The organism is Streptomyces longwoodensis (assembly GCF_001514125.1).
Taxonomy (GTDB): Bacteria; Actinomycetota; Actinomycetes; order Streptomycetales; family Streptomycetaceae; genus Streptomyces; species Streptomyces longwoodensis.
In genome coordinates, this window is sequence record NZ_KQ948560.1 from 48904 (window position 1) to 71219 (window position 22316).

General features: G+C 71.7%; 28 protein-coding genes and 1 tRNA gene. 22 read left to right on the top strand and 7 right to left on the bottom strand.

Annotated elements, in window-relative coordinates; all coding sequences use genetic code 11:
• Positions 1-16: 16 nt before the first annotated feature.
• From AQJ30_RS27540 to AQJ30_RS27640, 21 genes are all read left to right on the top strand, one after another.
• On the top strand, positions 17-1000 hold the full coding sequence (locus AQJ30_RS27540; protein WP_067239379.1) for a major capsid protein: 984 nt from the start codon (positions 17-19) through the stop codon (positions 998-1000).
• Between the two features lie 15 nt (positions 1001-1015).
• A complete protein-coding gene (locus AQJ30_RS27545) occupies positions 1016-1555 on the top strand; it encodes a hypothetical protein (protein ID WP_067239380.1) in 540 nt (179 codons plus the stop codon).
• A 1-nt stretch (position 1556) separates the two neighbouring features.
• A complete protein-coding gene (locus tag AQJ30_RS27550; RefSeq protein ID WP_067239382.1) occupies positions 1557-2108 on the top strand; it encodes a hypothetical protein in 552 nt (183 codons plus the stop codon).
• A complete protein-coding gene (locus AQJ30_RS27555) occupies positions 2105-2515 on the top strand; it encodes a DUF6093 family protein (RefSeq protein WP_067239383.1) in 411 nt (136 codons plus the stop codon). The genes AQJ30_RS27550 and AQJ30_RS27555 overlap by 4 nt, the downstream gene beginning before the upstream one ends.
• Positions 2512-2919, top strand: a complete 408-nt coding sequence (locus AQJ30_RS27560; RefSeq protein ID WP_067239385.1) for a hypothetical protein — start codon at positions 2512-2514, stop codon at positions 2917-2919. The genes AQJ30_RS27555 and AQJ30_RS27560 overlap by 4 nt, the downstream gene beginning before the upstream one ends.
• Positions 2919-3338: a hypothetical protein gene (locus AQJ30_RS27565; RefSeq protein ID WP_067239778.1), complete on the top strand. Its 420-nt coding sequence runs from the start codon at positions 2919-2921 to the stop codon at positions 3336-3338. The genes AQJ30_RS27560 and AQJ30_RS27565 overlap by 1 nt, the downstream gene beginning before the upstream one ends.
• 13 nt (positions 3339-3351) lie before the next feature.
• Complete coding sequence (locus tag AQJ30_RS27570; RefSeq protein WP_067239387.1) at positions 3352-3681, top strand: hypothetical protein; 330 nt, start codon at positions 3352-3354, stop codon at positions 3679-3681.
• Positions 3682-3748: 67 nt separating this feature from the next.
• A complete protein-coding gene (locus AQJ30_RS27575; RefSeq protein WP_067239388.1) occupies positions 3749-4228 on the top strand; it encodes a phage tail tube protein in 480 nt (159 codons plus the stop codon).
• Complete coding sequence (locus AQJ30_RS27580; protein WP_067239390.1) at positions 4228-4746, top strand: hypothetical protein; 519 nt, start codon at positions 4228-4230, stop codon at positions 4744-4746. Before AQJ30_RS27575 ends, AQJ30_RS27580 begins: the two co-directional genes overlap by 1 nt.
• 20 nt (positions 4747-4766) lie before the next feature.
• Entirely contained in the window at positions 4767-5054 is a 288-nt protein-coding gene (locus AQJ30_RS27585) for a hypothetical protein (RefSeq protein ID WP_067239392.1), read from the top strand.
• Positions 5055-5057: 3 nt separating this feature from the next.
• Positions 5058-9038, top strand: a complete 3981-nt coding sequence (locus AQJ30_RS27590) for a phage tail tape measure protein (RefSeq protein WP_067239393.1) — start codon at positions 5058-5060, stop codon at positions 9036-9038.
• Between the two features lie 11 nt (positions 9039-9049).
• Positions 9050-9919: a phage tail family protein gene (locus AQJ30_RS27595; RefSeq protein ID WP_067239395.1), complete on the top strand. Its 870-nt coding sequence runs from the start codon at positions 9050-9052 to the stop codon at positions 9917-9919.
• A 13-nt stretch (positions 9920-9932) separates the two neighbouring features.
• Positions 9933-10997: a hypothetical protein gene (locus tag AQJ30_RS27600; protein ID WP_067239397.1), complete on the top strand. Its 1065-nt coding sequence runs from the start codon at positions 9933-9935 to the stop codon at positions 10995-10997.
• A complete protein-coding gene (locus AQJ30_RS27605; RefSeq protein ID WP_067239399.1) occupies positions 10994-12073 on the top strand; it encodes a hypothetical protein in 1080 nt (359 codons plus the stop codon). Before AQJ30_RS27600 ends, AQJ30_RS27605 begins: the two co-directional genes overlap by 4 nt.
• Complete coding sequence (locus tag AQJ30_RS27610) at positions 12073-12864, top strand: hypothetical protein (RefSeq protein WP_067239401.1); 792 nt, start codon at positions 12073-12075, stop codon at positions 12862-12864. Before AQJ30_RS27605 ends, AQJ30_RS27610 begins: the two co-directional genes overlap by 1 nt.
• Positions 12861-13079 carry a hypothetical protein gene (locus tag AQJ30_RS27615; RefSeq protein ID WP_067239402.1) on the top strand — a complete coding sequence of 73 codons (219 nt, stop codon included), beginning with the start codon at positions 12861-12863 and terminating at the stop codon, positions 13077-13079. Before AQJ30_RS27610 ends, AQJ30_RS27615 begins: the two co-directional genes overlap by 4 nt.
• 75 nt (positions 13080-13154) lie before the next feature.
• Positions 13155-14078: a peptidoglycan recognition protein family protein gene (locus tag AQJ30_RS27620; RefSeq protein ID WP_067239404.1), complete on the top strand. Its 924-nt coding sequence runs from the start codon at positions 13155-13157 to the stop codon at positions 14076-14078.
• The gene (locus tag AQJ30_RS27625) at positions 14075-14380 is read left to right on the top strand and encodes a hypothetical protein (protein ID WP_067239405.1); all 306 of its coding nucleotides are present in this window, start codon (positions 14075-14077) and stop codon (positions 14378-14380) included. Before AQJ30_RS27620 ends, AQJ30_RS27625 begins: the two co-directional genes overlap by 4 nt.
• A gap of 20 nt (positions 14381-14400) precedes the next feature.
• Positions 14401-14583, top strand: a complete 183-nt coding sequence (locus AQJ30_RS27630; protein ID WP_067239407.1) for a hypothetical protein — start codon at positions 14401-14403, stop codon at positions 14581-14583.
• A complete protein-coding gene (locus AQJ30_RS27635) occupies positions 14583-15026 on the top strand; it encodes a hypothetical protein (protein ID WP_067239408.1) in 444 nt (147 codons plus the stop codon). The genes AQJ30_RS27630 and AQJ30_RS27635 overlap by 1 nt, the downstream gene beginning before the upstream one ends.
• Positions 15023-15352: a hypothetical protein gene (locus AQJ30_RS27640; RefSeq protein ID WP_067239409.1), complete on the top strand. Its 330-nt coding sequence runs from the start codon at positions 15023-15025 to the stop codon at positions 15350-15352. The genes AQJ30_RS27635 and AQJ30_RS27640 overlap by 4 nt, the downstream gene beginning before the upstream one ends.
• 39 nt (positions 15353-15391) lie before the next feature.
• Here AQJ30_RS27640 and AQJ30_RS27645 read toward each other — a convergent pair whose 3' ends face one another.
• Positions 15392-15637: a GntR family transcriptional regulator gene (locus AQJ30_RS27645; RefSeq protein WP_067239411.1), complete on the bottom strand. Its 246-nt coding sequence runs from the start codon at positions 15635-15637 to the stop codon at positions 15392-15394.
• Positions 15638-15784: 147 nt separating this feature from the next.
• Here AQJ30_RS27645 and AQJ30_RS27650 point away from each other — a divergent pair, with 147 nt between their 5' ends.
• Positions 15785-16144: a hypothetical protein gene (locus AQJ30_RS27650; protein WP_067239413.1), complete on the top strand. Its 360-nt coding sequence runs from the start codon at positions 15785-15787 to the stop codon at positions 16142-16144.
• 273 nt (positions 16145-16417) lie between these two features.
• Here AQJ30_RS27650 and AQJ30_RS27655 read toward each other — a convergent pair whose 3' ends face one another.
• From AQJ30_RS27655 to AQJ30_RS27680, 6 genes are all read right to left on the bottom strand, one after another.
• Complete coding sequence (locus AQJ30_RS27655) at positions 16418-16651, bottom strand: helix-turn-helix domain-containing protein (RefSeq protein ID WP_067239415.1); 234 nt, start codon at positions 16649-16651, stop codon at positions 16418-16420.
• 344 nt (positions 16652-16995) lie between these two features.
• Positions 16996-17071, bottom strand: a tRNA-Lys gene (locus AQJ30_RS27660).
• A gap of 115 nt (positions 17072-17186) precedes the next feature.
• A complete protein-coding gene (locus AQJ30_RS27665; protein ID WP_067239416.1) occupies positions 17187-18728 on the bottom strand; it encodes an amino acid permease in 1542 nt (513 codons plus the stop codon).
• A gap of 130 nt (positions 18729-18858) precedes the next feature.
• Positions 18859-21048 carry a DEAD/DEAH box helicase gene (locus AQJ30_RS27670; RefSeq protein WP_067239418.1) on the bottom strand — a complete coding sequence of 730 codons (2190 nt, stop codon included), beginning with the start codon at positions 21046-21048 and terminating at the stop codon, positions 18859-18861.
• Between the two features lie 297 nt (positions 21049-21345).
• Positions 21346-21882, bottom strand: a complete 537-nt coding sequence (locus AQJ30_RS27675) for a hypothetical protein (protein WP_067239420.1) — start codon at positions 21880-21882, stop codon at positions 21346-21348.
• Positions 21883-21965: 83 nt separating this feature from the next.
• Positions 21966-22316 (bottom strand): metallopeptidase family protein, encoded by a 351-nt coding sequence (locus AQJ30_RS27680; protein WP_067239422.1) that lies wholly within the window; start codon positions 22314-22316, stop codon positions 21966-21968.

Sequence of the window (22316 nt, forward strand, 5' to 3'; positions counted from 1 at the left end):
CCCCTAGGAGCCACCAATGCCCGTGACGCTCGCTCAGGCGAAGCTGAACGCGACGGACGACATCGACACCCAGGTGATCGACGAGTTCGCCAAGAGCAACTTCATCCTCCAGAACCTGACTTTCGACAACGTGGTCAACCAGGCCGGCGGCGGGGCCACCCTGACCTACGGCTACACCCGGCTGATCACGCAGGCCGACGCCGCATTCCGTGCGATCAACTCGGAGTACACGCCGGCCGAGGTCACCAAGCAGCGCTACACCGTCGACCTCAAGCCGCTCGGCGGCAGCTTCCAGGTCGACCGCATCCTCAACCGCATCGCCCGCGCGGCCGAGACCAGCCTGCAGATGCGGCAGAAGATCAAGGCGACGAACGCCAAGTTCTCCGACGCCGTGATCAACGGCGACAGCGCGGTCGACGTCAACGGATTCGACGGCCTGTCCAAGTCCCTCACCGCCTCCACCACGGAGATGGGCGTGGGCGTGTCCACCGACTGGCGCGGCGCCACCATCGGCTCCGACCTCGGCAAGGCGAACGACGCCCTCGACCTGCTCGACGCCTGGCTGGCCCTGCTGGACGGCACCCCGGGCGCGATCATGGGCAACATCGACTCCATCGCCCGCATCCGGTCGCTGGCCCGCCGCGCCGGGTACTACGACCGCTCCACCTCCGCGGACTTCGGTTCCCAGGTCGAGACGTACCGGGGTATCCCGCTGGTCGACCTCGGGAACAAGGCCGGCTCGAACAACCCGGTCATCCCGACGGTGAACAAGACGGTCGCCACGGTGGCCGGCAACTACACCGACATCTACGCGGTGCGCTTCGGGCTGGACGGTTTCCACGGCGTCTCGATGGCCGATTCCCCGCTGGTCCAGACGTGGCTGCCCGACTTCTCCACCGCCGGCGCGGTCAAGACGGGCGAAGTCGAACTCGGCCCGGCGGCCGTCGTCCTCAAGGCCACGAAGTCCGCGGCCGTCCTCCGCAACCTGCTCGTGCGCTGATCGGAGACTCACGCCATGGCACGCATCACCACCCCTGTCCCCGGCTACAGCGGCCCCGGCCCGGCCGGGGTCATGTTCCAGGACGGCGTCGGCCACTCCGACGACCAGGCCGTCATCGACTACTGCCGCGGCGCCGGGTACGGCATCGACGAGGAGCCGCCCAGGCGGGAAACCCCGCAGGTTCCCGACCCGCGCGAGGTGACCACTGTCGTGGTCGGCGCGCCGGCCCGGGACGCCGCGGTCGACCCCAGCCCGGCCGACTTCCGCCCGCCGGTGAACGCTGGCGAGGCCAACCCGCACGGGCCCCAGGTGTGGGCCCCGGGCCTGCCCGGCGGCGGCCTGCAGCCCACCGCCCCGCCCGCCGACTCCGACGAGGTCACCTCCGGGACCAAGGAGAACGAGGGCGGCCCCGACGTCCCGCCACCCGCCCAGAACGCTCCGGTCGCCGAGTGGCGGCAGTGGGTCATCAGCACCCAGGTGGACAACGACCCCGAGGTGCACGCCCAGGTCGAGAAGGCCACGAAGGCGGAGCTGATCAAGAAGTACGGAGGCTGACGTGACCCTGGGACCGTTCGCCACAGCCTCCGACCTCGTCGCCCGCATGGGCCGCGACCTGGACCCCGTCGAGCAGTCCCAGGCAGACCGGCTGCTGGCCGATGCCTCCAACCTGATCCGGATGACGGCCGACTACCAGCAGATCAGCCGTGTCGACAACGACACCGTCACCCTGCGCGGCTCCTACCGGACCGTGCTGAAGCTGCCTCAGAGGCCGGTCCGCGACGTCACCGCCGTCGCGGGTCTCGCCTCCACCGCATGGCGGTGGAACGGCGGCGACTGCCTCATCCGTCTCGACGGAGGGGTGTGGGACGGGCCGGTCACGGTGACCTACTCCCACGGCTTGGACGAGGACGACGTGGCCTACCAGGTCGCCGTGTCCGTCGCCTGCGACGCCGTGAAACGAGTCCTCACGAACCCCGAGCTCGTCCGGCAGCGCAGCATCGACGACTTCTCCGAGACGCTCGCCGACGCCCGCGCCTCGCTCCTACAGGGCGAGCAGGACACGATCCGGCAGGCGTTCGGGGTGACCAGCTGGGGGGTGTCGTCGTGAGCAGCCTCGACACGGTCCTGGCGCGCGGCCGGGCCGCCGCAAAGGCCCGCATGCGGGACACCGTCCACCTGTACTCGCAGGCCCCGGACGTCTTCGACCGGAGCAGCGGCAACACGGTGCCCGGCGCCAAGACCACGCTGTACGAGGGGCGAGCCCGGGTGAAGCCTGTGGCCCAGGCGGGCGAGGACACCGAAGCCAGCGAGCGCGAGGTGCGGCTGCTGGAGTACGAGGTCTCCCTGCCCTGGGACACCCCGCTACCGCCCGGCACCCGGGTCCTGCCGGGCATGCGCGTCGAGGTCACCGCATCCCGCGACGCCCGCATGGTCGGCCTGGTCCTGTGGGTCACCGGCACCCAGTACGGCGAGCAGGCCACCGCCTGGCGCCTGACCACGGAGGACAGGACATGACCAGTGCACGCTTCGACATGAGCGACGTGCGGCGCCTGGAGCGGCACCTGGCGCGCAGTATCCCCCGGATCCGCCGTGAGGCCCGCAGGGTCGTCGTCCGGGGCGCGATCAACGTGAAGCAGGACTGGCGGGCCAACGCCCAGGCGAGCGGCCGCAAACACGCCGGGAGGTTGTACCCGCGCACCCTGGGCTACGACATCGCCGGGTACGGGCCGGACATCTGGGCCGCCACCATCGGCCCGGACAAGGGCGGCCCCCAGGGCCCGCTCGGCGCCATCCTGGAGTACGGCTCGGTGCACAACCCACCCCACCGCGACGGCGGCCGCGCGTTGGACGCTGAACTGCCCCGCTTCGAGGCTCAGATGGAGCTGCTCGCTCAGCGCGGCCTGGCCTGGTGGAACTGATGGTCTCGCCGTCCCCACCCGACGTCCTGGCCCACGTGGACGCGGTCCAGGCGGCGCTGGAGGGCGTCGGCCTGACCGTGTACCTCGGCGGCACCCCCACGAGCAGCAGCTGGTCGCCACCGGACAAGTTCGCGGTGCTCTACCCGGACCCCGGCATGGCGGTGCGCGAGTCCCTCGCCGACGAGCGCACGCACTTCGACTCCACCATGCAGATCACCTGCGTCGGCGGAGACCCCGAGCGCACGCTGTGGGTGGCGGGCCGCGTACGCCGGGCCATGTCCCAGCCCCTGACCGTCGAGGGCCGCCAGTGCTGGCCCCCCGAGGACCTGGGCGGGCCGCCCCTCGCGCGGGACGACGACGTCACCCCGCCGCTCTGGTTCCTGCCCGTCCAGTACCGCATCTGCTCAACACCCGCCTGATGGAGGGCACCCCATGGCAACCCTGACGACCCAGGCCATCGCGCTCGCCGGCCTGAACCCCACCTACTCGCCGGCGACCGGCGGCGGCGACAAGTGCGAGGTCGGCGACCGCAACTTCCTGCACGTCAAGAACGGCGCCGGCAGCCCGGTCACGGTCACCCTCACGGCGACCGCGTCCGTCCGCGGACAGGCCGTCTCGAACCTGACCGTCTCCGTCCCGGCCTCCGGCGAGCGGATGATCGGCCCCCTGCAGCCGGACCTGCTGCAGAGCCCGGTCGACAGCCTGTGCGCCATCGGCTACAGCTCGGCGACGTCCGTGACCGTCGCCTCCCTGCGGATCTGACCCGCACCCACCCCGCCCCTGCCCTGCGCCGCCCGGCCAGGGCTTTTCTCATGCCCTGGAGGACCTCATGGGTGACCTGATCAGCGACGGCAAGACCCGCGTGGCGTGGGCGTCGTCCATCAGCAACATCAACGCGCCCACGGTGGCCGAGCTGACCGCGGCCGCGGACTACACCAAGCGCATCACGCCCGACGGACTGAAGCTGGACCCCAGCACCGCGGACGTCGACACGTCCTCGCTGGCGTCGACCTTCGACACCAAGACCGTCGGCCGGGTGGGCTTCGACACGGAGCTCACCTTCAAGCGCGGCGACAACCCCACCGACGACGCGCCCTTCACCACGCTGAAGTACGGCGTGAGCGGGTTCCTGGTGGTGCGCCGCGGCGTCACCTACACCACCGCCTGGGCGACCGGCCAGAAGGTGGAGGTGTACCCGATCACCTGCGGTGAGCCGCAGAACGTCGCGCCGGCGGCGAACGAGGTCGCGAAGTTCGTGTCGCCGATGAAGGTCACCGACCAGCCGGCGACCGCCGCGACGGTGGCCTGATGCCGAACATCGACGACATCCTGAAGCGGGCCAAGCCCCGCGAGCGCACCGTGCGGGTATGCATCCGCGGGGACCTGGCCAGCCGCGTCGAGCAGCTGGCCGAGGAACTGTCCAGGGTGTCCAAGGACTGGGAGCCGCAGGACATCGCCGACGAGCACCCCGGCCGGCGGATCGCCGCCGATCTCAAGGCGGCCCGCGAGGCGGCCCAAGAGGCTGAGGTGCCGTTCACCCTGCGGTACATCGGGGACCGGGCCTACAGCGACCTGGTCGCCGCGCACCCCTCGGACGACGAGAAGGAGCTGTTCGACGGCCGGACCTTCCCGCGTGCCCTGATCGTCGCCTCGTGCGTCGACCCGGTCATGGACGAGAAGCAGGCGGCCGAGCTGTTCGAGGTCATCAGTCAGGGCGAGATCGAGAAGCTGTTCCAGGCTGCGTGGGACGTCCACCACTCGGCGGACCTCGGCCCTTTCTCGCTGGCCGCCTCCGCGCTCCTGGCGGGCCTTGGCGGCGCGAGCTAGAAGCCGCCCGCGCCTGGGGCGTGCCCCGAAGCGTGTTCCTCGGGCGCGTCGTCGAGCCGGGCGAACCGCTGTGGCTGCCCGAGGACCGGGCGTGGGCCCTCGCCCTGCTCGACGTCGAGGCCGACCGGTGCCCGGAGTGCCGGCAGCCCTGGGGCGAGGCCACGGCCAAGGAGAACGAGTTCGGCTACCGGGCCGAGCTGATCCGCTGTCACGCCTGCACGGCCTCAGCACAGGCCGTACGGGCCTACCAGGACAAGGGCGGGGCGGCCGAGGGCCTGCACGTCCACATCGAGCGCACCGGGGGGTGACCTGTGGCGACCCGCACCGTCAACGTCCGCCTGGTCGCGGACGTCAACCAGTACACCCGCTCGATGCGTTCGGCGGCCCGCAGCACCTCCCAGGTGGCCCACGCGGGCGCCATCGTCGGCACGGCGATGATCGCCGGGTTCGCGGTGGCCGCGGCTTCCGCCGCGAAGTTCGACAAGGCCCTGTCGAACGTGCGGGCCGTATCCGGGGCCTCTGCCGCCGAGATGAAGAAGCTCCGCGCGGCCGCCCTCGAAGCGGGCCGCACCACCAGCTTCACGGCGACCCAGGCCGCCGACGCCGAGGCCGAGCTGGCGCGCGCCGGCGTGAAGGTCGCGGACATCACAGGCGGCGCCCTGAAGGGCTCGCTGGCGCTGGCGGCGTCCGGCCAGATGGACCTCGCGGACGCCGCAGTCATCGCCGCGCAGGCCATGAACACGTTCGGGCTGCACGGCAAGGACGTCTCCCACATCGCCGACGTCATGTCCGCGGCCGCCAACAAGAGCGCCGCCGACATGCACGGCCTCGGGATGTCCATGCGGATGGGCGGCCTGCTCGCCCACCAGACCGGCCTGTCGCTCGAAGACACGGTCGGCACCCTGGCCGCCTTCGCCGACCACGCGCTGATCGGCTCGGACGCCGGTACCTCGCTGAAGGTGATGCTTCAGCGACTGGTGCCGCAGTCCAAGGAAGCCGCCGGGATGATGGACAAGCTCGGCTTCTCCGCCTACGACTCCCAGGGGCAATTCGTCGGCCTGACCGAGCTCGCCGCCCGCATGAAGACGTCGTTCTCGAAGCTCACGCCCGAGGCTCGGAATGCGGCAATGGCGACCATCTTCGGTGCAGACGCCGTGCGTTCGGCGACCATCCTGTACGAGCTCGGCGCCGACGGCATCAACTCGTACGTCCGGGCGGTCGACGACCAGGGCGCCGCCCAGCGCATGGCGGCCACCCAGACCGACAACCTCATCGGCGACCTGGAGCGGCTGCGCGGCGCCTTCGAGGTCGCCCTGATCGAGAGCGGCTCCGCGGCCAACGGGATGCTGCGCGACATGACGCAGTCGATCACCCGGCTGGTCAACGCGTACAGCTCGCTCCCGCCGGACGTGCAGCACGCCGTCACCCTCTTCATGGGCTTCGGCGGGGCCGTGGCGCTGGCGGGCGCCGGCCTGCTGTTGCTTATCCCACGGATCCACGCCACCACGACCTCTCTGGCGGCCATGGGCGTCACCGCGGCGCGCGTGCGCTACACGATGATGAGCCTGGGCCGACTGGGCCTCGTCGTCGCCGGGCTCGAAGCCGTCACCTGGGGCACCGAGAAGCTCATGAGCGTCTTCGACGACGCCCCGCCGAACGTCACGCGCATGGGCAACGCCCTGCTCGGCTTCGCGAAGAACGGCAAGGCCGCCGGCGAGCTCACCCGCGTGTTCGGGAAGGACCTCGACGGTTTCGGCGATGCCGTCGCCCGCATTGCCCACCCCGGCGCGATGGACCGCGTCGGCGACTCCCTGTACGCCATCACCCACCTGGGCAGCGACTCCTACGACCTCGACCAAGCCCAGAAGAAGATCACTGCCGTAGACCAGGCGCTGAAGAGCTTGGTCGAGGGCGGCGCCAGCGACGTCGCCGCGACAGCCTTCAAGAAGCTCGCCACGGAGGCCGAGGCGCAGGGCACGTCCGTGGAGAAGCTCCGCACGCTGCTGCCCGGGTACGCCGAAGCCCTGACTGCTGCCGACACTCAGCAGCAGCTGACCGCCGACTCCCAGAAGGAACTCGCGCAGCAGGCCGGCCTCACCACTGAGGAACTGACGGACCAGCGCAGCGAGGCCGAGAAGCTGACCGACGCCCTGAAGATGCTGAACGGCATCAACATCTCCGTCGGCGAGAAGGCCATCGGGTTCCACCAGTCCCTCGCCGACCTCACAGAGGCGGTCAAGGACAACGGGCACAGCCTGGACATCACCTCGGAGAAGGGCCGCAAGGTCAAGAGCGCGTTCCTGGACGCGGCGCAGGCCGCCATGGAGCACGCGCAGGCGGTCGCCGAGCAGAAGAACTCGCAGCAGGCGGGCCAGGCTGTCCTGGAGAAGGACATCGGACTGCTGCGCAAGCAGATGGTGGCCGCGGGCTTCGCGTCGGACACGATCGACAAGCTGGTCGGCGCGTACCTGAAGCTGCCGCCATCGGTGGAGACGGACGTCAAGGCGAACACAGCGGGCGCGGTGACGGACCTGATGGGCGTGCAGAAGGCGCTCAAGAACACCAAGAGCAAGAAGGTCACCGTCAGCGCCCTGACCAAGACCGCCGAGCAGACCCTGACCGACCTGGGATTCAAGGTCACGCACATGAAGAACGGGAAGGTCGAGGTCACCATCCCGACCGGCCCGCCCACGGCCGCCGTCTCGGCGATCCAGTCCGCGATCAACAACATGAGCGGCAAGAACATCGGCATCGGCATCTACAAGACCGAGTACCTCAACACGGTGCGCACCGGCGGCGCCGTGGACGGCAAGAAGCACCCAGGCGTCACGCCGAACGCGGACGGCAACTTGCTGGAGTTCTACGCGTCCGGCGGGATGCGAGAGAACCACGTCGCGCAGATCGCACGCAAGGGCACGTGGCGGGTGTGGGCGGAGGACGAGGCCGGAGACGAGGCCTACATCCCCCTGGCGCCCGGCAAGCGCGCCCGCTCCCGGCAGATCGCCGCCGAGACCGTGAAGCGGCTGGGTGGCGATGTGCGGTGGTTCGCCTCTGGCGGCCTGGCCGGCTTCACCTACAGCCCGACCCAGGCCGCGGTCCTGGGCGGCCCGTCGGACGCCAAGGAGCGCTACGACGACCTGATCGGGCAGCTCAAGGACGCCTGGAAGGAGTACAAGGACGCCCTCGCCGAAAGGGCCAAGGTCTACAAGGACAAGAAGTCGACCAAGGCGGAGCGCGCGGCCGCTCAGCGCGAGGCGGCCAAGACGTTCGCCGAGGTGAAGCGGCTGGATTCGGCACTGGGCTTCAGGGCCGGCGCTCCGGCGCCGAAGGGCTTCAGCCTGGCCGCGTACCAGAAGCAGCTGAACAACAGCCTGAAGTCCACGATGACGTGGCGCACCAACCTGGCGAAGGTCGCCAAGCGGGGCGGCGAGGATGTCCGGGCGATGCTGGAGGCGATGGGCGAGGACGGCGCCAGCCTCGTCTCGGCGCTGGCCGGCGCGAGCGACAGGCAGTTCAAGGACATCACCGACAAGCTGATGAAGACCGGTGAGCTGGCCAAGGCCACCCTGCGGGACTTCACCGCGCAGCTCAACGCCAGCACCAAGGACAGCCAGCAGTTCTCGAAGGACCTGCAGACGCTCGCCGCGAAGGGCTTCGGGGACCTGGCGCAGGCGCTCGCCGCTCAGGGCGACTCGGCGGCGCAGGCGCTCGCCCACCAGGCGGCCACCGGCTCCTCGGCGGACGTCGCCGCCGCCAACAAGGCGGTCCAGGGCGCGCAGGGAACGCTCAGCGGCGAGGACCTGACCAACGCCCTGATCCTGCTGACGACGCTGCGCGGCGGCCCAAACCGCGGGTTCGCCGACCTCATCGCCGCGGGCCTGGACGTGGCCACCATCCGCGCCCTGGTCCCGAAGATGACGGACCAGATCAAGGGACTCCCGGCCGCCAACCGGGAGACCTTCGTGCGGCAGTGGGTGCAGCAGGGCGGCAAGGCGATGGCCACCGGCGGCGTCCTGACCCGGCCCACGATGGTCCTCGGCGGCGAGGCCGGCGTCCCGGAGTCGTGGATCCCGTGGACGCGCACCGCCCGATCCCAGGCGCTGCTCGCCAAGACGGCGGCCGCCATGGGCTACCAGCTGGTCCCGGCTGGCCGGTACCGCAGCAGCGGCGTCAGCACGGCCGGCGTCGCCCGCGAGACGTCCAGGCACGTCGAGGTGCACCTGCACGGGGCCAAGCAGTCCGCCGCCGAGCAGGCGCACGACATCGCCCGCGTCGTCAATTTCGTGGGCTGAGAGGGGCAGGGATGCCGTACACCCCGGGCGCCGCCCTGGGCGGCCTGAGCGCCACCCTGGGCGGCGTCACCCTCGGCGCAGTGGACGCCGAAGGCGTCGCCTGGCACCTGCAGACACTGGAGGGCTGGGACTCCTCGGAGGTGCGCGCCGAATACACCGACCGCGAGGCCGACCACGGCGCCTGGGCGTCCCCGGTCTACCTCGGCTCCCGCCCGATCACCCTCGGCGGGAAGATCGTTGCCCCGACCCAGCGGCTGCTGGAGCGGGCGATGGAGCAGCTGCGGGCGGCGGCCGGCCTGACCGACACCGTGCTGAGCGTGTGGGAGACCGAGCCGAAGCAGACGGTCGTACGGCGCAGCGGGAAGGTGCTCCTGCAGTACGAGACCAGCACGGTGGCCACCTACTCGGTGATGGTGACCGCCGCGGACCCGGGCCGGTACGCCGTCGATGTCGGGACCGGCACGACCGGCCTGCCCACCACCTCGGGCGGCCTGACACCGCCGCTCACGCCGCCGCTGGTCAGCAACGCGGTCACCGTGTCCGGTGAGATCACCGCCGAGAACACGGGCACCATCCCCACCCGGCTGCTGCTCACCATCACCGGCCCCGCTGACGGCCCCCAGGTCTTCACCCAGATGCCCGACGGGACCGTGGTGATCCTCTCGTACACCGATGTCCTCTACGACGGGGACCAGCTGGTCATCGACACGGCCGCCAAGACGTGCGTCCTCAACGGCGTGGTCTCGCGCCGCCGGTACCTGACCGTCCCGTCCGGCTGGCCGGCCATCCCTGCCCAGGCGTCGGTCTCGCTGCAGTTCCGGGCCCGCTACTACAACCCGACGGCCAAGCTGACTGCCCAGTGGCGGTCGGCATGGATGTGACAGGAGATCCGCCGTGACCGCCACCAATCCTTCCTGGATCGACGGCCTCCCCTTGACCGCGTACCGGGCCCGCCGCATCGACTCCGTGCTGACCATGCACGCCGGCACAGCGCTCGGCGCCCGCAGCGGCGTCGTGCCCGGAACGAACGGCCTGCTCGTCACCCTTTCCGGTACCACGATCACCGTCGGCTCCGGCATCGCCGTGATCTACGCAGCCAACCAGGGCGTCTACCGCGTGCCGATGACGGCCACCTCGACCCTCACGCTGCAGGCCGCGCACGCCACGCTGCCCCGGATCGACCTGGTGTACCTGCGGGTCTGGGACAACTCCGTGGACGCCGGCGGCCAGGACACCGCCGATGTGGTGTACCTGCCGGGCACGGCTGCATCGTCCCCGGTCGCGCCCACCCCGGCGGGCACGCAGATCTACATGCCGCTCGCCACGATCAACGTGCCGGCGTCCGGCAGCGGCTCCCCCTCGGTGTCCACCGCCGTGCGCCCCTACACCGTGGCACCCGGCGGCATCCTGCCCTCGTCGTCCGCGCCGCCCAGCCCGTACGTCGGCCAGTACTACGACGACGGCACGAACCTGCTGCGCTTCAACGGCACCGGCTGGGACGCCTTCCAGAAGGCGCCGGGCGCCTGGACGGCGTGGACGCCGACGTGGACCACCTCCACAGGCCTGCGCACCCCGTCGTACGGCAATGCCGCGGTGAACTGCCGGTACTCCAAGCTGGGCCGCAACGTGCTGTTCTACATGGACATCACCTTCGGCACCACGACCAACTTCGGCAGCAGCCCTACGTCGTCGGACAACTGGACGTTCAGCCTGCCGACGCCGGCGGCGGTCGCGTTCGTCCCGGCAGGTACCGCCCACATCGAACCCGGCAACGGACAGCGGGCCTCCATGGCCATGGCGCAGATCAACAGCGACGCGGCCACGATCAGCCTGCACGTGTCCGGCCCGCGCGTGGACGGCTCCGCCACCGTCGCGGGCGTCGTGGACTCGATCACGCCGTTCGTGTGGGGCTCGACGATGCGGCTCGCGGTGCACGGGCACTACGAGTCCGCGTCGTGACCGCCTACGAGCTCGCCTGGTACGGCGTCGACCTGAGGACCGGCGGCATCGTCGAGGACCTGCCCGCCCTCAAGCCGTCCGGCGCGCTGTCCCGCAAGCTCGGCGCATCGACCACGCTCCAGTTCGACCTCGCTCTGGCCGGCGCACCGCCGGAGTGGGAGGCCGCGACTGCGCCGGGCCGGTCCCTGCTCGTCGCCGTCGACACCGCCACCGACACCCCCGTGTGGGCCGGCGCCGTCCTGCCCCGCGACGGCGGGAGCTCCACCAGCGTGCAGCTCGGCGCGGCCACCCTGGAGGCCTACCTGGACGCCCGCTTCCCCGGCACGCAGACGATGGTGGGCGTCGACCAGGCGACCGTCCTAACCAACCTGATCGCGCCCGCGCTGACCGGCGGCGGGCCCCCGTTCGTCATCGACGCCACGGCGACCGGCACGGTGATGGACTACCTCACCGACGACGGCGACGACAAGACGATCCTGTCGTGCTGCCAAGAGGTCATGGGCCTGGACGGCGGCCCCGAGTGGACCATCGACGTGGCCTGGAACCCGGCCCACTCCGGCTTCGTGTTCCCCGTGCGGATCCGCTCCGCCATCGGCACCCAGTCCGCCAGCCCGGAGGCCGTGTTCGACTTCCCAGGATGCGTCTCGGAGTACGTCCTGAGCGAGTCCTACGAGCGCGACAAGGGCGCCACCCGGGTCATCGCCCGCGGCGAGGGCGAGGGCTCCTCCCGGCTCACCTCCACGGCCCGGGAGGCGAGCGCGCTCCTCGCCGGCGGCTGGCCCGTCTGGGAGTACCGGTACACCCCCGCCACCGGCATCACCGACCCGGACCAGCTGGAGGCGCACGCCGCCAAGTCGCTCTCGCTGATGGCGCAGGGCGCCCAGGTGTGGAGCGTCACGGCCGTCGCCTCGGTCGCGCCCCGCCTGGGCCGCGACTGGGGGCTGGGGGACAGCGTGCGCCTGGACGTCGAGCGCTCGCCCCGGCACCCGCAGGGAACGAGCACCGTCGCCCGCTGCTGGTCCTGGGAGCTCGACACCGGCTCGGACACTGTCCGGCCCATCCTCGTGGAGGACTGATGCCCCGCCAGATCGACCAGCTGCCCCCCGACGCCACGACCCTGGCGCGGAAGGTTCGGGCCCTCGAGGAGGCGGTGCGGGAGTTGCGGGCCGCGCGCCGGCTGTCCTCGGCGACGCTCGGCCTGGTGCAGACCGCCCCAGACGGGGACCGGGTCGCGCTGGACCAGCGCAGCAAGTCCCTGAAGGTGTACGGGCCCGACGGGGAGACGGTGCTGGCGGAGCTGGGGCCGACCAGCGACGGCGGGGGCGGCCTGTGGACGCGCGGCAACCAGCCGATCCCCTTCGCCTCTACCCTCAGCTCCGGCGAGCTGGCTTTCCGGCCCGTACAGAACGGCGTCGTGCAGGTCCCCGGCAAGGTCTACTACGACACCGAGGGCTACCAGTACTCCGACCTGACCCTCACCTCCGGGGCAGTCTCCGCCACCGACCACCGGGCCCTGCTGATCCTGGAGTCCCTGTACGCAGGGCAGACCCCGTACGTGTACGTCCAGGGCGAGAACTCCACTCAGTGCAACTTGGACGTCCTCGGCGTGGTGACCGCGCAGAACATCGCCTACGGGCAGGTCACCATCACGCCGTCGGCAGCGAACACCCCGACGTCCGCGAACATCAGCGGCCTCGGCTTGAAGGGCAGCGCCTTCTACGGCGTCGCCACCGCCGCCACCAGCGCGGTCGGCACCTCCGTGACCGGCGTCGGTGTGACCGGCGTCTCCGCGAACGGCCTGAACGTCTGGCTGACCCGCTCCAGCACCACCGCCACTACCGTCTACTGGATTGTGATGGGCTCATGAGCACACCCCAAGAGATCGTCTTCGAGCCGGGCAAGTTCTACGACGTCACCGTGAAGGACGTCACCGAGGCGTGCGTCAACTTCAACGAGACGTTCGACGTGCCCGAGCTGTACTCCAACGCCGGCACCAACGTGAACGTCACGTGCGGCCGCTGCAAGAAGCCCATGGTCATCATCTCGGCGACGCTGCTCGACCCGCAGCCCGAGATGCCCTGACCGTCCGCACCCCTCACCACGCCCTGGACGCCCCGCGCCGACCCGGCCGGGGCGTTCGTCATGTCTGGAGACCGCATGGCCACACCCATGTCCGCCGATGCCTTCCTGGCAGCCCTGCGCGCCGAAGGCCTCACCGTGATCGAGGTCGGCGACTGGCGCCACCACAACCGCAACACCAAGGGGCCCTGGGGCCCGGTGCACGGCGTACTCATCCACCACACGGTGACCCGCGGCACGGGCGTCACCGTCGACATCGTCCGCGAGGGCTACAGCGGCCTGCCGGGCCCGCTCTGCCACGGCATGATCGCCAAGAGCGGCACCGTCTACCTCATCGGCTACGGCCGCGCGAACCACGCCGGGCTGGGCGACCCCGACGTCCTGCGCGCCGTCATCGACGAGAAGCCGCTGCCCCACGACGACGAGGCCACCGTGGACGGCAACCGCCACTTCTTCGGCTTCGAGTGCGAGAACTACGGCGACGGTAAGGACCCCTGGCCGCCGGAGCAGCTGGAGGCGATCGAGCGCGCGGCGGCCGCAGTCTGCCGCCACTACGGCTGGGACGAGCGCTCCGTCATCGGCCACCTGGAGTGGCAGCCCGGCAAGGTCGACCCGCGCGGCTTCACCATGGACAGCATGCGCGCCCGCATAGCGAAGCGCCTCGGCAGCAAGCCGGCCACGACCCCCCTGCCCGCGCCGCAGAAGCCCGTCATCGACCTGTCGAAGCTGCGCGAGGCCGCCCGGACGAACCCGTCGATGAAGGGCACCCCGTGCACCTACGAGGGCGTGCGGATCTGGGAGGCCGCTCTCGTCAACGAGGGCCTGCTGGCGAAGCGGCGGCTCGACGGGCACTTCGGCTCCGAAACCGTCGACGCGACCTCCGCCTGGCAGGAGCGCCTCGGCTACCGGGGCCGTAAGCCTGGCCAGCCCGCCGACGGCATCCCGGGCCCCGACTCCGCCAAGCGCCTGGGCGCGAAGCACGGTTTCACGGTCGTCGCGTGAGCGTCGACCGCTCCAGGCCGCCCACCGACTGGCCGGGCCTTGAGACCGCTGGCCTGACCCTGCTGACGGACGGCATCTTCTACGGCTGGCTGGAGCACGAGACCAACCCATTCTTCTGGCACTGGTGCCCCACCTACGCCGGCCTTCCGGAGAAGAAGAAGGTAAGCGGCGGCTGGGTCGGAGCCGGGACCAGCGCCCACACCCTCGTGTCCCGCGAGCCCCTGCACCTCGAACCCTCCCTGCTGTGGCAGTGCTGCGGCACGCACGGCTTCGTCCGCGGCGGCGAATGGATTCCCGCCTGACCGTCCCGAAAGGACCGATCATGAGAATTCCCAGCATCGCCAAGAGCATCGTGTCCGGCCTCGCCGCCGGCGCCACGGCGGCGGTGACCGCCGTGCAGGACAGCGTCATCACCACAGGTGAGGGCGTCACCATCGCGCTCGCCGTCCTCGGCGCGTGGGGCATCACCTACGCGGTGCCCAACCGGCCCAGGACGGAGGCCTGATGCGCGCGGCGGCCCAGTGGGTCCGGCACGAGCTGGGCCGCCGCGGCCAGTTCCTCGTCTTCATGGGCATCGGCAAGATCTGCTGGGGGGTCAGCCTCATCGTCGAGCCTCCCATCACCCTCGGCCTCGGACTCCTCACCCACTTCGCCCCGCTGCACTGCTGGGCGTGGGTGTGGATCCTCGCCGGGGCCGGCACGTTCACCTCTGCGTGGCTGCCCTTCGCCCGGGACCGGTGGGGCTTCGTCATCGCCTCCGCCCCACCCGCGCTGTGGGCGTTCGCGTACGGATGGGCGGGCCTGGTGGGGGACTACGCCCGTGGCCTGTGGGTGTTCGTCTGGTACATGACCAGTCACTGCGGAGTGATCTGGTGCGCATCGCGAGTTCCACCTGAGTCCGGATCAGCCGATCGTCCCGACCCGGTGGGTGAGGGGAGACCGGGTTGAACGGATGGCTGAGCTTGGCGGGTGGGGCGGTCACGGTGCTGGGTGTGATCGTCACCGGCTACTTCACGTACCGCGGGGGCCGGGCGGCGGCCTCGATCCAGGCGGAGCCGTCGCAGCGGCAGGCGGACCTGGCCGCGTTCCGGGAGATCCGGGACGACATGCAGAAGGACATCGACGAGCTGAAAGCGGAAGCGCGGTCGCTTCGGTCGCTGGTGCGCAGCTTCGCCGTCTACGTCGGGGAGCTGACGGCGCAGATGCGCGAGGCCCGCCTGGAGCCACCGCCGCCGCCGGACCGGATCGACGAGTACAACCGAACTGGAGTCTGACCAAGGGCCCCACCGCCTCCGGGCGGTGGGGCCCTTTCGTCATGTCTGGGACGGAGAGTCCACGACGTAGGAGCCCTTGCCGCGCACGGTGTGCACGAGGCCCCGCTCGACGAGCAGCTGCACGGCCGCCCGTGCGGTGGGCCTCGACACTCCGAACTCTTCCACGATCTGCGACTCGGACGGGATGCGGCGGCGCGGCGGGTACGTGCCGTCCGTGATCCGGGCCGCGATCACGTCGGCGATCTGCTGGTACAGCGGATCGGGGCCGTCCAGGTCGAGGGTCATATGTCGACCGTAGGTGTGCTACGTCGATGCTTCTCGTCGGGTGACGTCACCTGACAAGTGGTGACAGGCCGAGTAGCGTCGGTGATGGAAAGACCCTCGTGACCTGGGCACGGTCACGAGGGTGTGGCCGACTGATGTGGAGTCGACATGCAGCACGCTACAGCTCCCACGCCCAGCGCGGCAGAGCCACCGAGGGGCGATGTCCCCGCCGCCGTCCTGGCCGTCCTCACCCTGCCTGACTTCGACGAGCTGACCGCCGACCAAGCGCGCGGCGCCGACTGCACCTGGTGCAGGACACGGCTCCCCAAGGGCGGCGCCGTCGACCTCGGCGAGCGGCGACATGCCGGGGTGACGCTCTTCCTGCGTTCCTGCCGGCGCTGCCTCGCCGCCGCCGCGCACCGCGGACTGCTCGATCACGCACCGGGGTGCGCACCGTGCACCAACAGCGCCGCCGAGTGCCCCATCGGCCGCGGCCTGTACCGGCTGATCCGGGGCGGCCGCCGATGACCGCGCAGAGGACGCCGAGCGAAGAGGCGTCGCGGGCGGCCGGGCGCGCGGCCGGGTACTGCTGGGCGCCCCGCCCCGGCGGCCGGGCTCGGTGCACGCGCCCGCCCGGTCACACGGGCCCGCACGTGGACTACTACAACGGCCGCTCCAGCGTGACCGCCGTCGCGGGGTACAGCTGGAGCCAGTGACCCCCCGGGCCCGGCTCGCAGTACGCCGGCCGAGCCGGGCCCGGGGCCGAGCGGCCCGCCTCCGCCCCCGTCGGGGACGGGCCGCTCACCCAACCAGGTCGCGGGTGGGCACGTCGAGCGCCCGCGCGAGCAGCAGCAGGTGGTCAACGAGGGTGGAGTAGGAGCCTGTCTCGATCCGGCTGACGGTCTTGCGGTCCAGACCCGTCCGCTCGGCGACCTGCTCCTGGGTCAGCCTCTGGGCGGTCCGCGCCTCACGGACGCGAGCTCCGATGTCCCGGCGGGCGTCGATGACCCACTGGGGGATCGGATCAGATGGCACTCGTCCACGCTCTTCGGGGCGTGATCGAATGTCCGTACCATCGTTGGTACAGATGAGAGCCGGCCGGACCGGCTCGACGCAGACACCCGTCGCCAGACGCGCCGTCAGCCGCTCCGGCGACGGGATGGACCCGCCAAGGGCGTTGGGGCCGGACGGCCCCGGACAGGGCGCCTGAGGCGGGGGTTGGGCGGTCGTCCCCCGTGGCGGCCGCCCTTCTCCGTACCGGTGAGCCGGGAACACACGACCGCTGTCCGCTCGGGCCAGCCACGGGCCAGCGGGCGATCATCACAGCCTCCGAAACAGGCTCGCCCCCAGCTCCGTGAGGCTCTGAGCTGGGGGCGATCTGGTAGGCCGTGTGGGACTCGAACCCACAACCAATGGATTAAAAGTCCACTGCTCTGCCAATTGAGCTAACGGCCCGGGCGATGGTGCCTCCCCGAGCATAGCCGGACCGGGCCGGGTGTCCGATCGGGTATCGGCACACGGGCGGGCCGACGTGTCGTGGCGCCGGCCGCTGCCGGGGAGGCGGCGGGCGTCACGGGTCGGCGGGCTCCGGGGCCGCGGCGGCGCGGCGGGACGCCTCGCGGGCACGGGTGCGTTCGTGGTCGGGGTCGAGGAACCAGTGGCGGGCCGAGGCCAGCCACCAGGCGGCCGCGAAGCCGAGGACGACCAGGACGGCCACCGGGGCGTAGTTGAACGTCTCCCAGGTGACCGGGGAGACCTGCGGCAGCATGAACAGCACGGTGATGACGCCGACCCAGACCACCGCCACCACGCCGATCACCTGCGACCAGCGGCCCAGGTGCCACGGCCCGCGCTCGAAGGCGGCGCCCTTGCGCACGCGCAGCAGGGTGGGGATGACGTAGGCGACGTACAGGCCGATGACCGCGATCGAGGTCACCGCGGCGTAGGCGGTGTAGTTGATCAGGTACGGCAGGCCCAGCGCGAGGGCGGCGACCGCGGCCAGCCACACCGCGGCGACCGGGGTGCGGGTGCGCGGGCTGACGGTGTGCCAGACGTGCGAGAAGGGCAGCGCGCCGTCGCGGGAAAAGGCGTAGATCATACGGCTGTTGGCCGTCACCGACGCCATGCCGCAGAACAGCTGGGCGCCGATCACCACCAGCAGGAGCAGCTTGCCGGCGGTGGCGCCGAGCGCGTCGAGCAGGATCTGGGCCGGGGGCGCGCCGGTCGGGGAGTCCAGGGCGCCGTCGTAGGACTGGATGGCGAAGGTGAAGCCGAGCAGGAGGACGAAGCCGGCGATCCAGGAGGTCCAGATGGACCGCACGATGCCCTTCGGGCCGGCGGTGGCCGCGTCGTGGGTCTCCTCCGTCATGTGGGCGGAGGCGTCGTAGCCGGTGAAGGTGTACTGGGCCATCAGCAGGCCCAGCAGGACGACGTAGAAGCCGCTGCTCCAGCCGGTGTTGTTGACGAACTCGCCGAAGACGAACGACGCCGACCGGTGGTGGTCCGGCGAGAACGTGAGCGCGCCGACGATGACCGCGACGCCGAGGACGTGCCACCAGACGCTGACGCTGTTGAGCAGGGCGACGATGCGGACGCCGAAGGTGTTCAGCAGGCCGTGCAGGACGAGGATCGCCGCGAACAGCAGGACCGTGCGGCCCGGGGTGACCTCGAAGCCGAACTCGAGGTTCAGGTAGGCGCCGAGGAAGGAGGCCGCGCCGAAGTCGATGCCCGCGGTCACCGCGACCTGGCCCAGCACGTTGAACCAGCCCGTGAACCAGGCCCAGGCCGCCGCCGAGCGCGCCGGCGCCAGCCGGTGGGCCCAGAAGTACAGGCCGGCCGACGTCGGGTACGCCGAGCAGATCTCGGCCATGGACAGCCCGACGAAGAGGGTCATCAGCCCGACGGCCACCCAGCCCCAGGTGATGACGGCGGGGCCGCCGGTGTTCATGCCGAACGCGTACAGCGTCAGGCAGCCCGACAGCACGGAGATGATCGTGAAGGACACCGCGTAGTTGGAGAACGCCGACATGCGTCGGGCGAGCGTCTGCGTGTAACCGAGCTGGGCCAGCCGCTCTTCGTCGGACAGCCCACTCCCTCTGGCGTCATCTGTCATGCCCCCAGCGATTCCCTCGCCGGGGGCATGACATGCGCCGGGGTGTGACCGGAAACAGCGCTGTTCCCACCGGGAAACGGCTGAGCGCCGTCCCCCCGGTCAGGGGCACGGCGCTCAGGCGGTGGTCGGATCAGCCGTTGCGCTTCCAGCGCGGCTTGTCCTCGCGGCGGCCGAAGGAGCCGCCGCCGCGGTGGTCGTCACGGCGGCCCTGGGGACGGTCGTGGCCGGGACGGTCGTGGCCGCCGGCGCGGAAGCCCGGGCGGTCGTCGCGGCGGTCGCGGTTGAACGGGCGGTCGCTGCCCCGGTGACCGGTGCGCTCGTCACGGCGGAAGCCGCCACGGTCGTCGCGGCGCTCGAAGGAACGGCCACCACGGTCACGGTCGAAGGAACGGCCACCACGGTCGTCACGACGGTCGTCGCGGCGCTCGAAGGAACGGCCACCACGGTCGTCACGGCGCTCGAACGAACGGCCGCCACGGTCGCCGCCGTCCCGGCGGTCGTAGCCGCGCTCACCGCGGTCACGGTCGAAGGAGCGGGCGCCCCGGTCGTCACGGCGGTCGTCCCGGCGGAAGCCGCCCCGGTCGTCACGACGGTCGTCGCGGCGCTCGAACGAACGGCCACCACGGTCACGGTCGAAGGACCGGCCACCACGGTCGTCACGACGGTCGTCGCGGCGGAAGCCGCCCCGGTCGTCACGACGGTCGTCGCGGCGCTCGAAGGAACGGCCGCCCCGGTCGTCACGGCGCTCGTACGACGTCGTCGGCGCCGGACGCTCCTCGCGCTCGGGCCGCTCGGCGTCCCGCGCGGTCGGCTGCTCGGGGAGGGAGACCTCCACCGCGGCGCTCTCGACGACCGCCGCGGCCTGGGCCTCGGCCACCGCCGCCTCGGGGTCCTCGCCCCGCTCGCGGGCGACCCGGGCCACCAGCCGGTCGGCCTCGTCGCGCAGCTCGGCGGCACGCCGCTGGGCGCGCTCCAGCTGCTGGGCCAGGTGGGCGACCTCGTGCTCGGCCTGCTGCGCGGCGTTGCCCGCCGACTCGGCCTGGACCTCGGTCATGGAACGGGCGCCGGTGATGTCGGCGACCTCCGGGTCGAAGGCGGCGCCGCCCTGGATGATGTGGCGGCCCGCGTCGACGCCGGCGTCCTCCATGAGGCGGAAGATCTGGCGCCGCTGGTGCGGCAGGGAGAGGGAGACGACCGTGCCGGTACGGCCGGCGCGGGCGGTGCGGCCGGCGCGGTGCAGGTAGTCCTTGTGGTCGCCGGCCGGGTCGACGTTCAGCACCAGGTCGATGCCGTCGACGTGGATGCCGCGGGCGGCGACGTCGGTGGCGACCAGGACGTTGACGTAGCCGTCCTTGAAGTCGGCCAGGGTCCGGGTGCGGGCGCCCTGGGTCATGCCGCCGTGCAGCGCGTCGGCCTTCACGCCCGCGTCGCGCAGCTGCTCGGCGACGCGGTCGGCGCCCAGCTGGGTGCGGACGAAGATGATCGTGCGGCCCTTGCGCGAGGCGATCGCGGCGATGACCGGCGCCTTGTCCTTGGGCTTCACGATGAGGATGTGGTGGGACATCGTCGTGACGGCGCCCTGGGCCGCGTCCACCTCGTGGTGGACCGGGTTCTTCAGGTAGCGGTCGACGAGGGTCTTGATCTCGTTCTCCATGGTCGCGGAGAACAGCATCCGCTGGCCGCCCGCCGGGACCTGGTCGAGCAGCTCCGTCACCTCGGGCAGGAAGCCCAGGTCGGACATCTGGTCGGCCTCGTCGAGGACGGCGATCTGCACGTCCTCCAGGGAGCAGGCGCCGCGGTTGATGATGTCGCGCAGCCGGCCCGGGGTGGCGACGAGGATGTCGACGCCGCGCTCGAGGGCGTAGATCTGGTTGCCCATCGACGTACCGCCGCAGACGACCTTCATCTTCAGGCCGAGGACGTCGCCGTAGGGCTGGAGCGCGTCGGCCACCTGCATGGCCAGCTCGCGGGTCGGGGTGAGGATGACCGCGCGCGGGCGGTGCTTCTCGGTGCGGCCGCCGGCCAGCTGGGCCAGCGTCGGCAGGCCGAAGGAGAGGGTCTTGCCGGAGCCGGTGCGGCCACGGCCGAGGATGTCCTTGCCGGCCAGGGCGTCCGGGATGGTCGCGGCCTGGATCGGGAAGGGGACCGTCACGCCGTTCTGCGCGAGCTTGCGCACGACGCCCTCGGGGAGACCGAGGTCGGCGAAGGTGACCTCGGGGGTCTCCTCGACGCCGGCGGCGCCGGTCTCCGCGGTGTCGGCGGCCTCGACGGCCTCGACGACCTCGGGTACGACGACGTGATCAGTGCTGGAAATGGACATGCGAATGCGAAACCTTCCGGAGTCTCGTCGGCACGCGCCCGTCAACTCCGTGTTCGCATCACGACCGCCTCAATGCGGTCCGCCACGGCAAGGGAGAGTACGCGCCACACGGCGCGCTCTGCGGTGGCGCCGGGCAAATGGGATCAAACGATCTACCACCATACGCACCCTGCCCCCCGGAACGCAAACCGCCTCCGTCGCCCCCGTCCCGCACCGGACGCCCCCCACCTGCGCCGGAGCGCCGGCCGCCGTTCCGACGTGAGCAGCGACACAGAAGAACAGGGGGCGGGGACGCGCTCACACCGGCGCCCCCGCCTCCGGTGCCGGGCGCCGCTCGGCCAGCTGGGGGTGCGGGTCCTCGTGGGCCGACGACGACGGCTCGGCGACCGTCGGCTCGGGCGAGGGCGACGCGGGCGGCTCCGGGGGCGGCGGGTCGGAGGGGGTGGGGCGCGGCGGGGTCGGCTGGTCCCCGCTCGGGCTGGGCGCCCCGGGTCCGTCGGGTCCCTTGCCGCCCCCGCCCCGGCCCGGCTCCTCCCCCGCCGAGGGCGGGGCGCTCGCGCCGGAGGTGGGGGACGCGGTGGGCGAACCGGACGCGTCGTCCTCGCCCCGGCCCTTGCCGTGGCCGCCCTTGCCGTCGCCGTGCCCGCCGGCGTGCCCGAGCCGGCCACCTCCGCCCGCCCGGGCACCGCCCGGTGCCCCGTCGCCCGGCTGCCCGGCCGACTGCGACGGCCTGGCCGGGCCGCCCTCCCCGTCGCCCACGCTCATGCAGCCGGCGGCCGTGGCGACGGCCAGGACCGTCGCGGCCAGGCGGACGGGTACGTACAAGGGGCGCACGGGAGCCACCTCCGATGGGGGACGGGAGTCAACCTGCCCAACTCCCGCCGCCCGTAAGAGGACACGCTCCCCGCGTACGACCGCTACCCGTACCCGAGCGCGTGCAGCCGCGCGTCGTCGATGCCGAAGTGGTGGGCGATCTCGTGCACCACGGTGACCTCGGTCTCCTCGACGACCTCCTCCCGCGTCGCGCACATCCGCAGGGTCGGACCCCGGTAGACGGTGATCCGGTCGGGCAGCACGCCCGCGTACCACTCCCCGCGGTCGGTGAGCGGGGTCCCCTCGTACAGCCCGAGCAGCTCCGGGTCGTCGGCCGGCGGCTCGTCCTCGACGAACACCGCGACGTTGTCCATCAGCCGCGTCAGCTCCGGCGGGATCCGGTCCAGCGCCTCGGCGACCAGTTCCTCGAACTCCTCGCGCGTCATCTCCAGCAC

What these genes read in the sequence shown, in the direction of transcription:
- AQJ30_RS27645 (WP_067239411.1), bottom strand. Translation starts at nt 15,637, where the DNA reads ATGACCCTCGACCTGGACGGCCCCGATCCGCTGTACCAGCAGATCGCC.
- AQJ30_RS27615 (WP_067239402.1), top strand. Translation starts at nt 12,861, where the DNA reads ATGAGCACACCCCAAGAGATCGTCTTCGAGCCGGGCAAGTTCTACGAC.
- AQJ30_RS27545 (WP_067239380.1), top strand. Translation starts at nt 1,016, where the DNA reads ATGGCACGCATCACCACCCCTGTCCCCGGCTACAGCGGCCCCGGCCCG.
- AQJ30_RS27650 (WP_067239413.1), top strand. Translation starts at nt 15,785, where the DNA reads ATGCAGCACGCTACAGCTCCCACGCCCAGCGCGGCAGAGCCACCGAGG.
- AQJ30_RS27565 (WP_067239778.1), top strand. Translation starts at nt 2,919, where the DNA reads ATGGTCTCGCCGTCCCCACCCGACGTCCTGGCCCACGTGGACGCGGTC.
- AQJ30_RS27595 (WP_067239395.1), top strand. Translation starts at nt 9,050, where the DNA reads ATGCCGTACACCCCGGGCGCCGCCCTGGGCGGCCTGAGCGCCACCCTG.
- AQJ30_RS27610 (WP_067239401.1), top strand. Translation starts at nt 12,073, where the DNA reads ATGCCCCGCCAGATCGACCAGCTGCCCCCCGACGCCACGACCCTGGCG.
- AQJ30_RS27665 (WP_067239416.1), bottom strand. Translation starts at nt 18,728, where the DNA reads ATGACAGATGACGCCAGAGGGAGTGGGCTGTCCGACGAAGAGCGGCTG.
- AQJ30_RS27575 (WP_067239388.1), top strand. Translation starts at nt 3,749, where the DNA reads ATGGGTGACCTGATCAGCGACGGCAAGACCCGCGTGGCGTGGGCGTCG.
- AQJ30_RS27560 (WP_067239385.1), top strand. Translation starts at nt 2,512, where the DNA reads ATGACCAGTGCACGCTTCGACATGAGCGACGTGCGGCGCCTGGAGCGG.
- AQJ30_RS27580 (WP_067239390.1), top strand. Translation starts at nt 4,228, where the DNA reads ATGCCGAACATCGACGACATCCTGAAGCGGGCCAAGCCCCGCGAGCGC.
- AQJ30_RS27570 (WP_067239387.1), top strand. Translation starts at nt 3,352, where the DNA reads ATGGCAACCCTGACGACCCAGGCCATCGCGCTCGCCGGCCTGAACCCC.
- AQJ30_RS27635 (WP_067239408.1), top strand. Translation starts at nt 14,583, where the DNA reads ATGCGCGCGGCGGCCCAGTGGGTCCGGCACGAGCTGGGCCGCCGCGGC.
- AQJ30_RS27620 (WP_067239404.1), top strand. Translation starts at nt 13,155, where the DNA reads ATGGCCACACCCATGTCCGCCGATGCCTTCCTGGCAGCCCTGCGCGCC.
- AQJ30_RS27670 (WP_067239418.1), bottom strand. Translation starts at nt 21,048, where the DNA reads ATGTCCATTTCCAGCACTGATCACGTCGTCGTACCCGAGGTCGTCGAG.
- AQJ30_RS27540 (WP_067239379.1), top strand. Translation starts at nt 17, where the DNA reads ATGCCCGTGACGCTCGCTCAGGCGAAGCTGAACGCGACGGACGACATC.
- AQJ30_RS27630 (WP_067239407.1), top strand. Translation starts at nt 14,401, where the DNA reads ATGAGAATTCCCAGCATCGCCAAGAGCATCGTGTCCGGCCTCGCCGCC.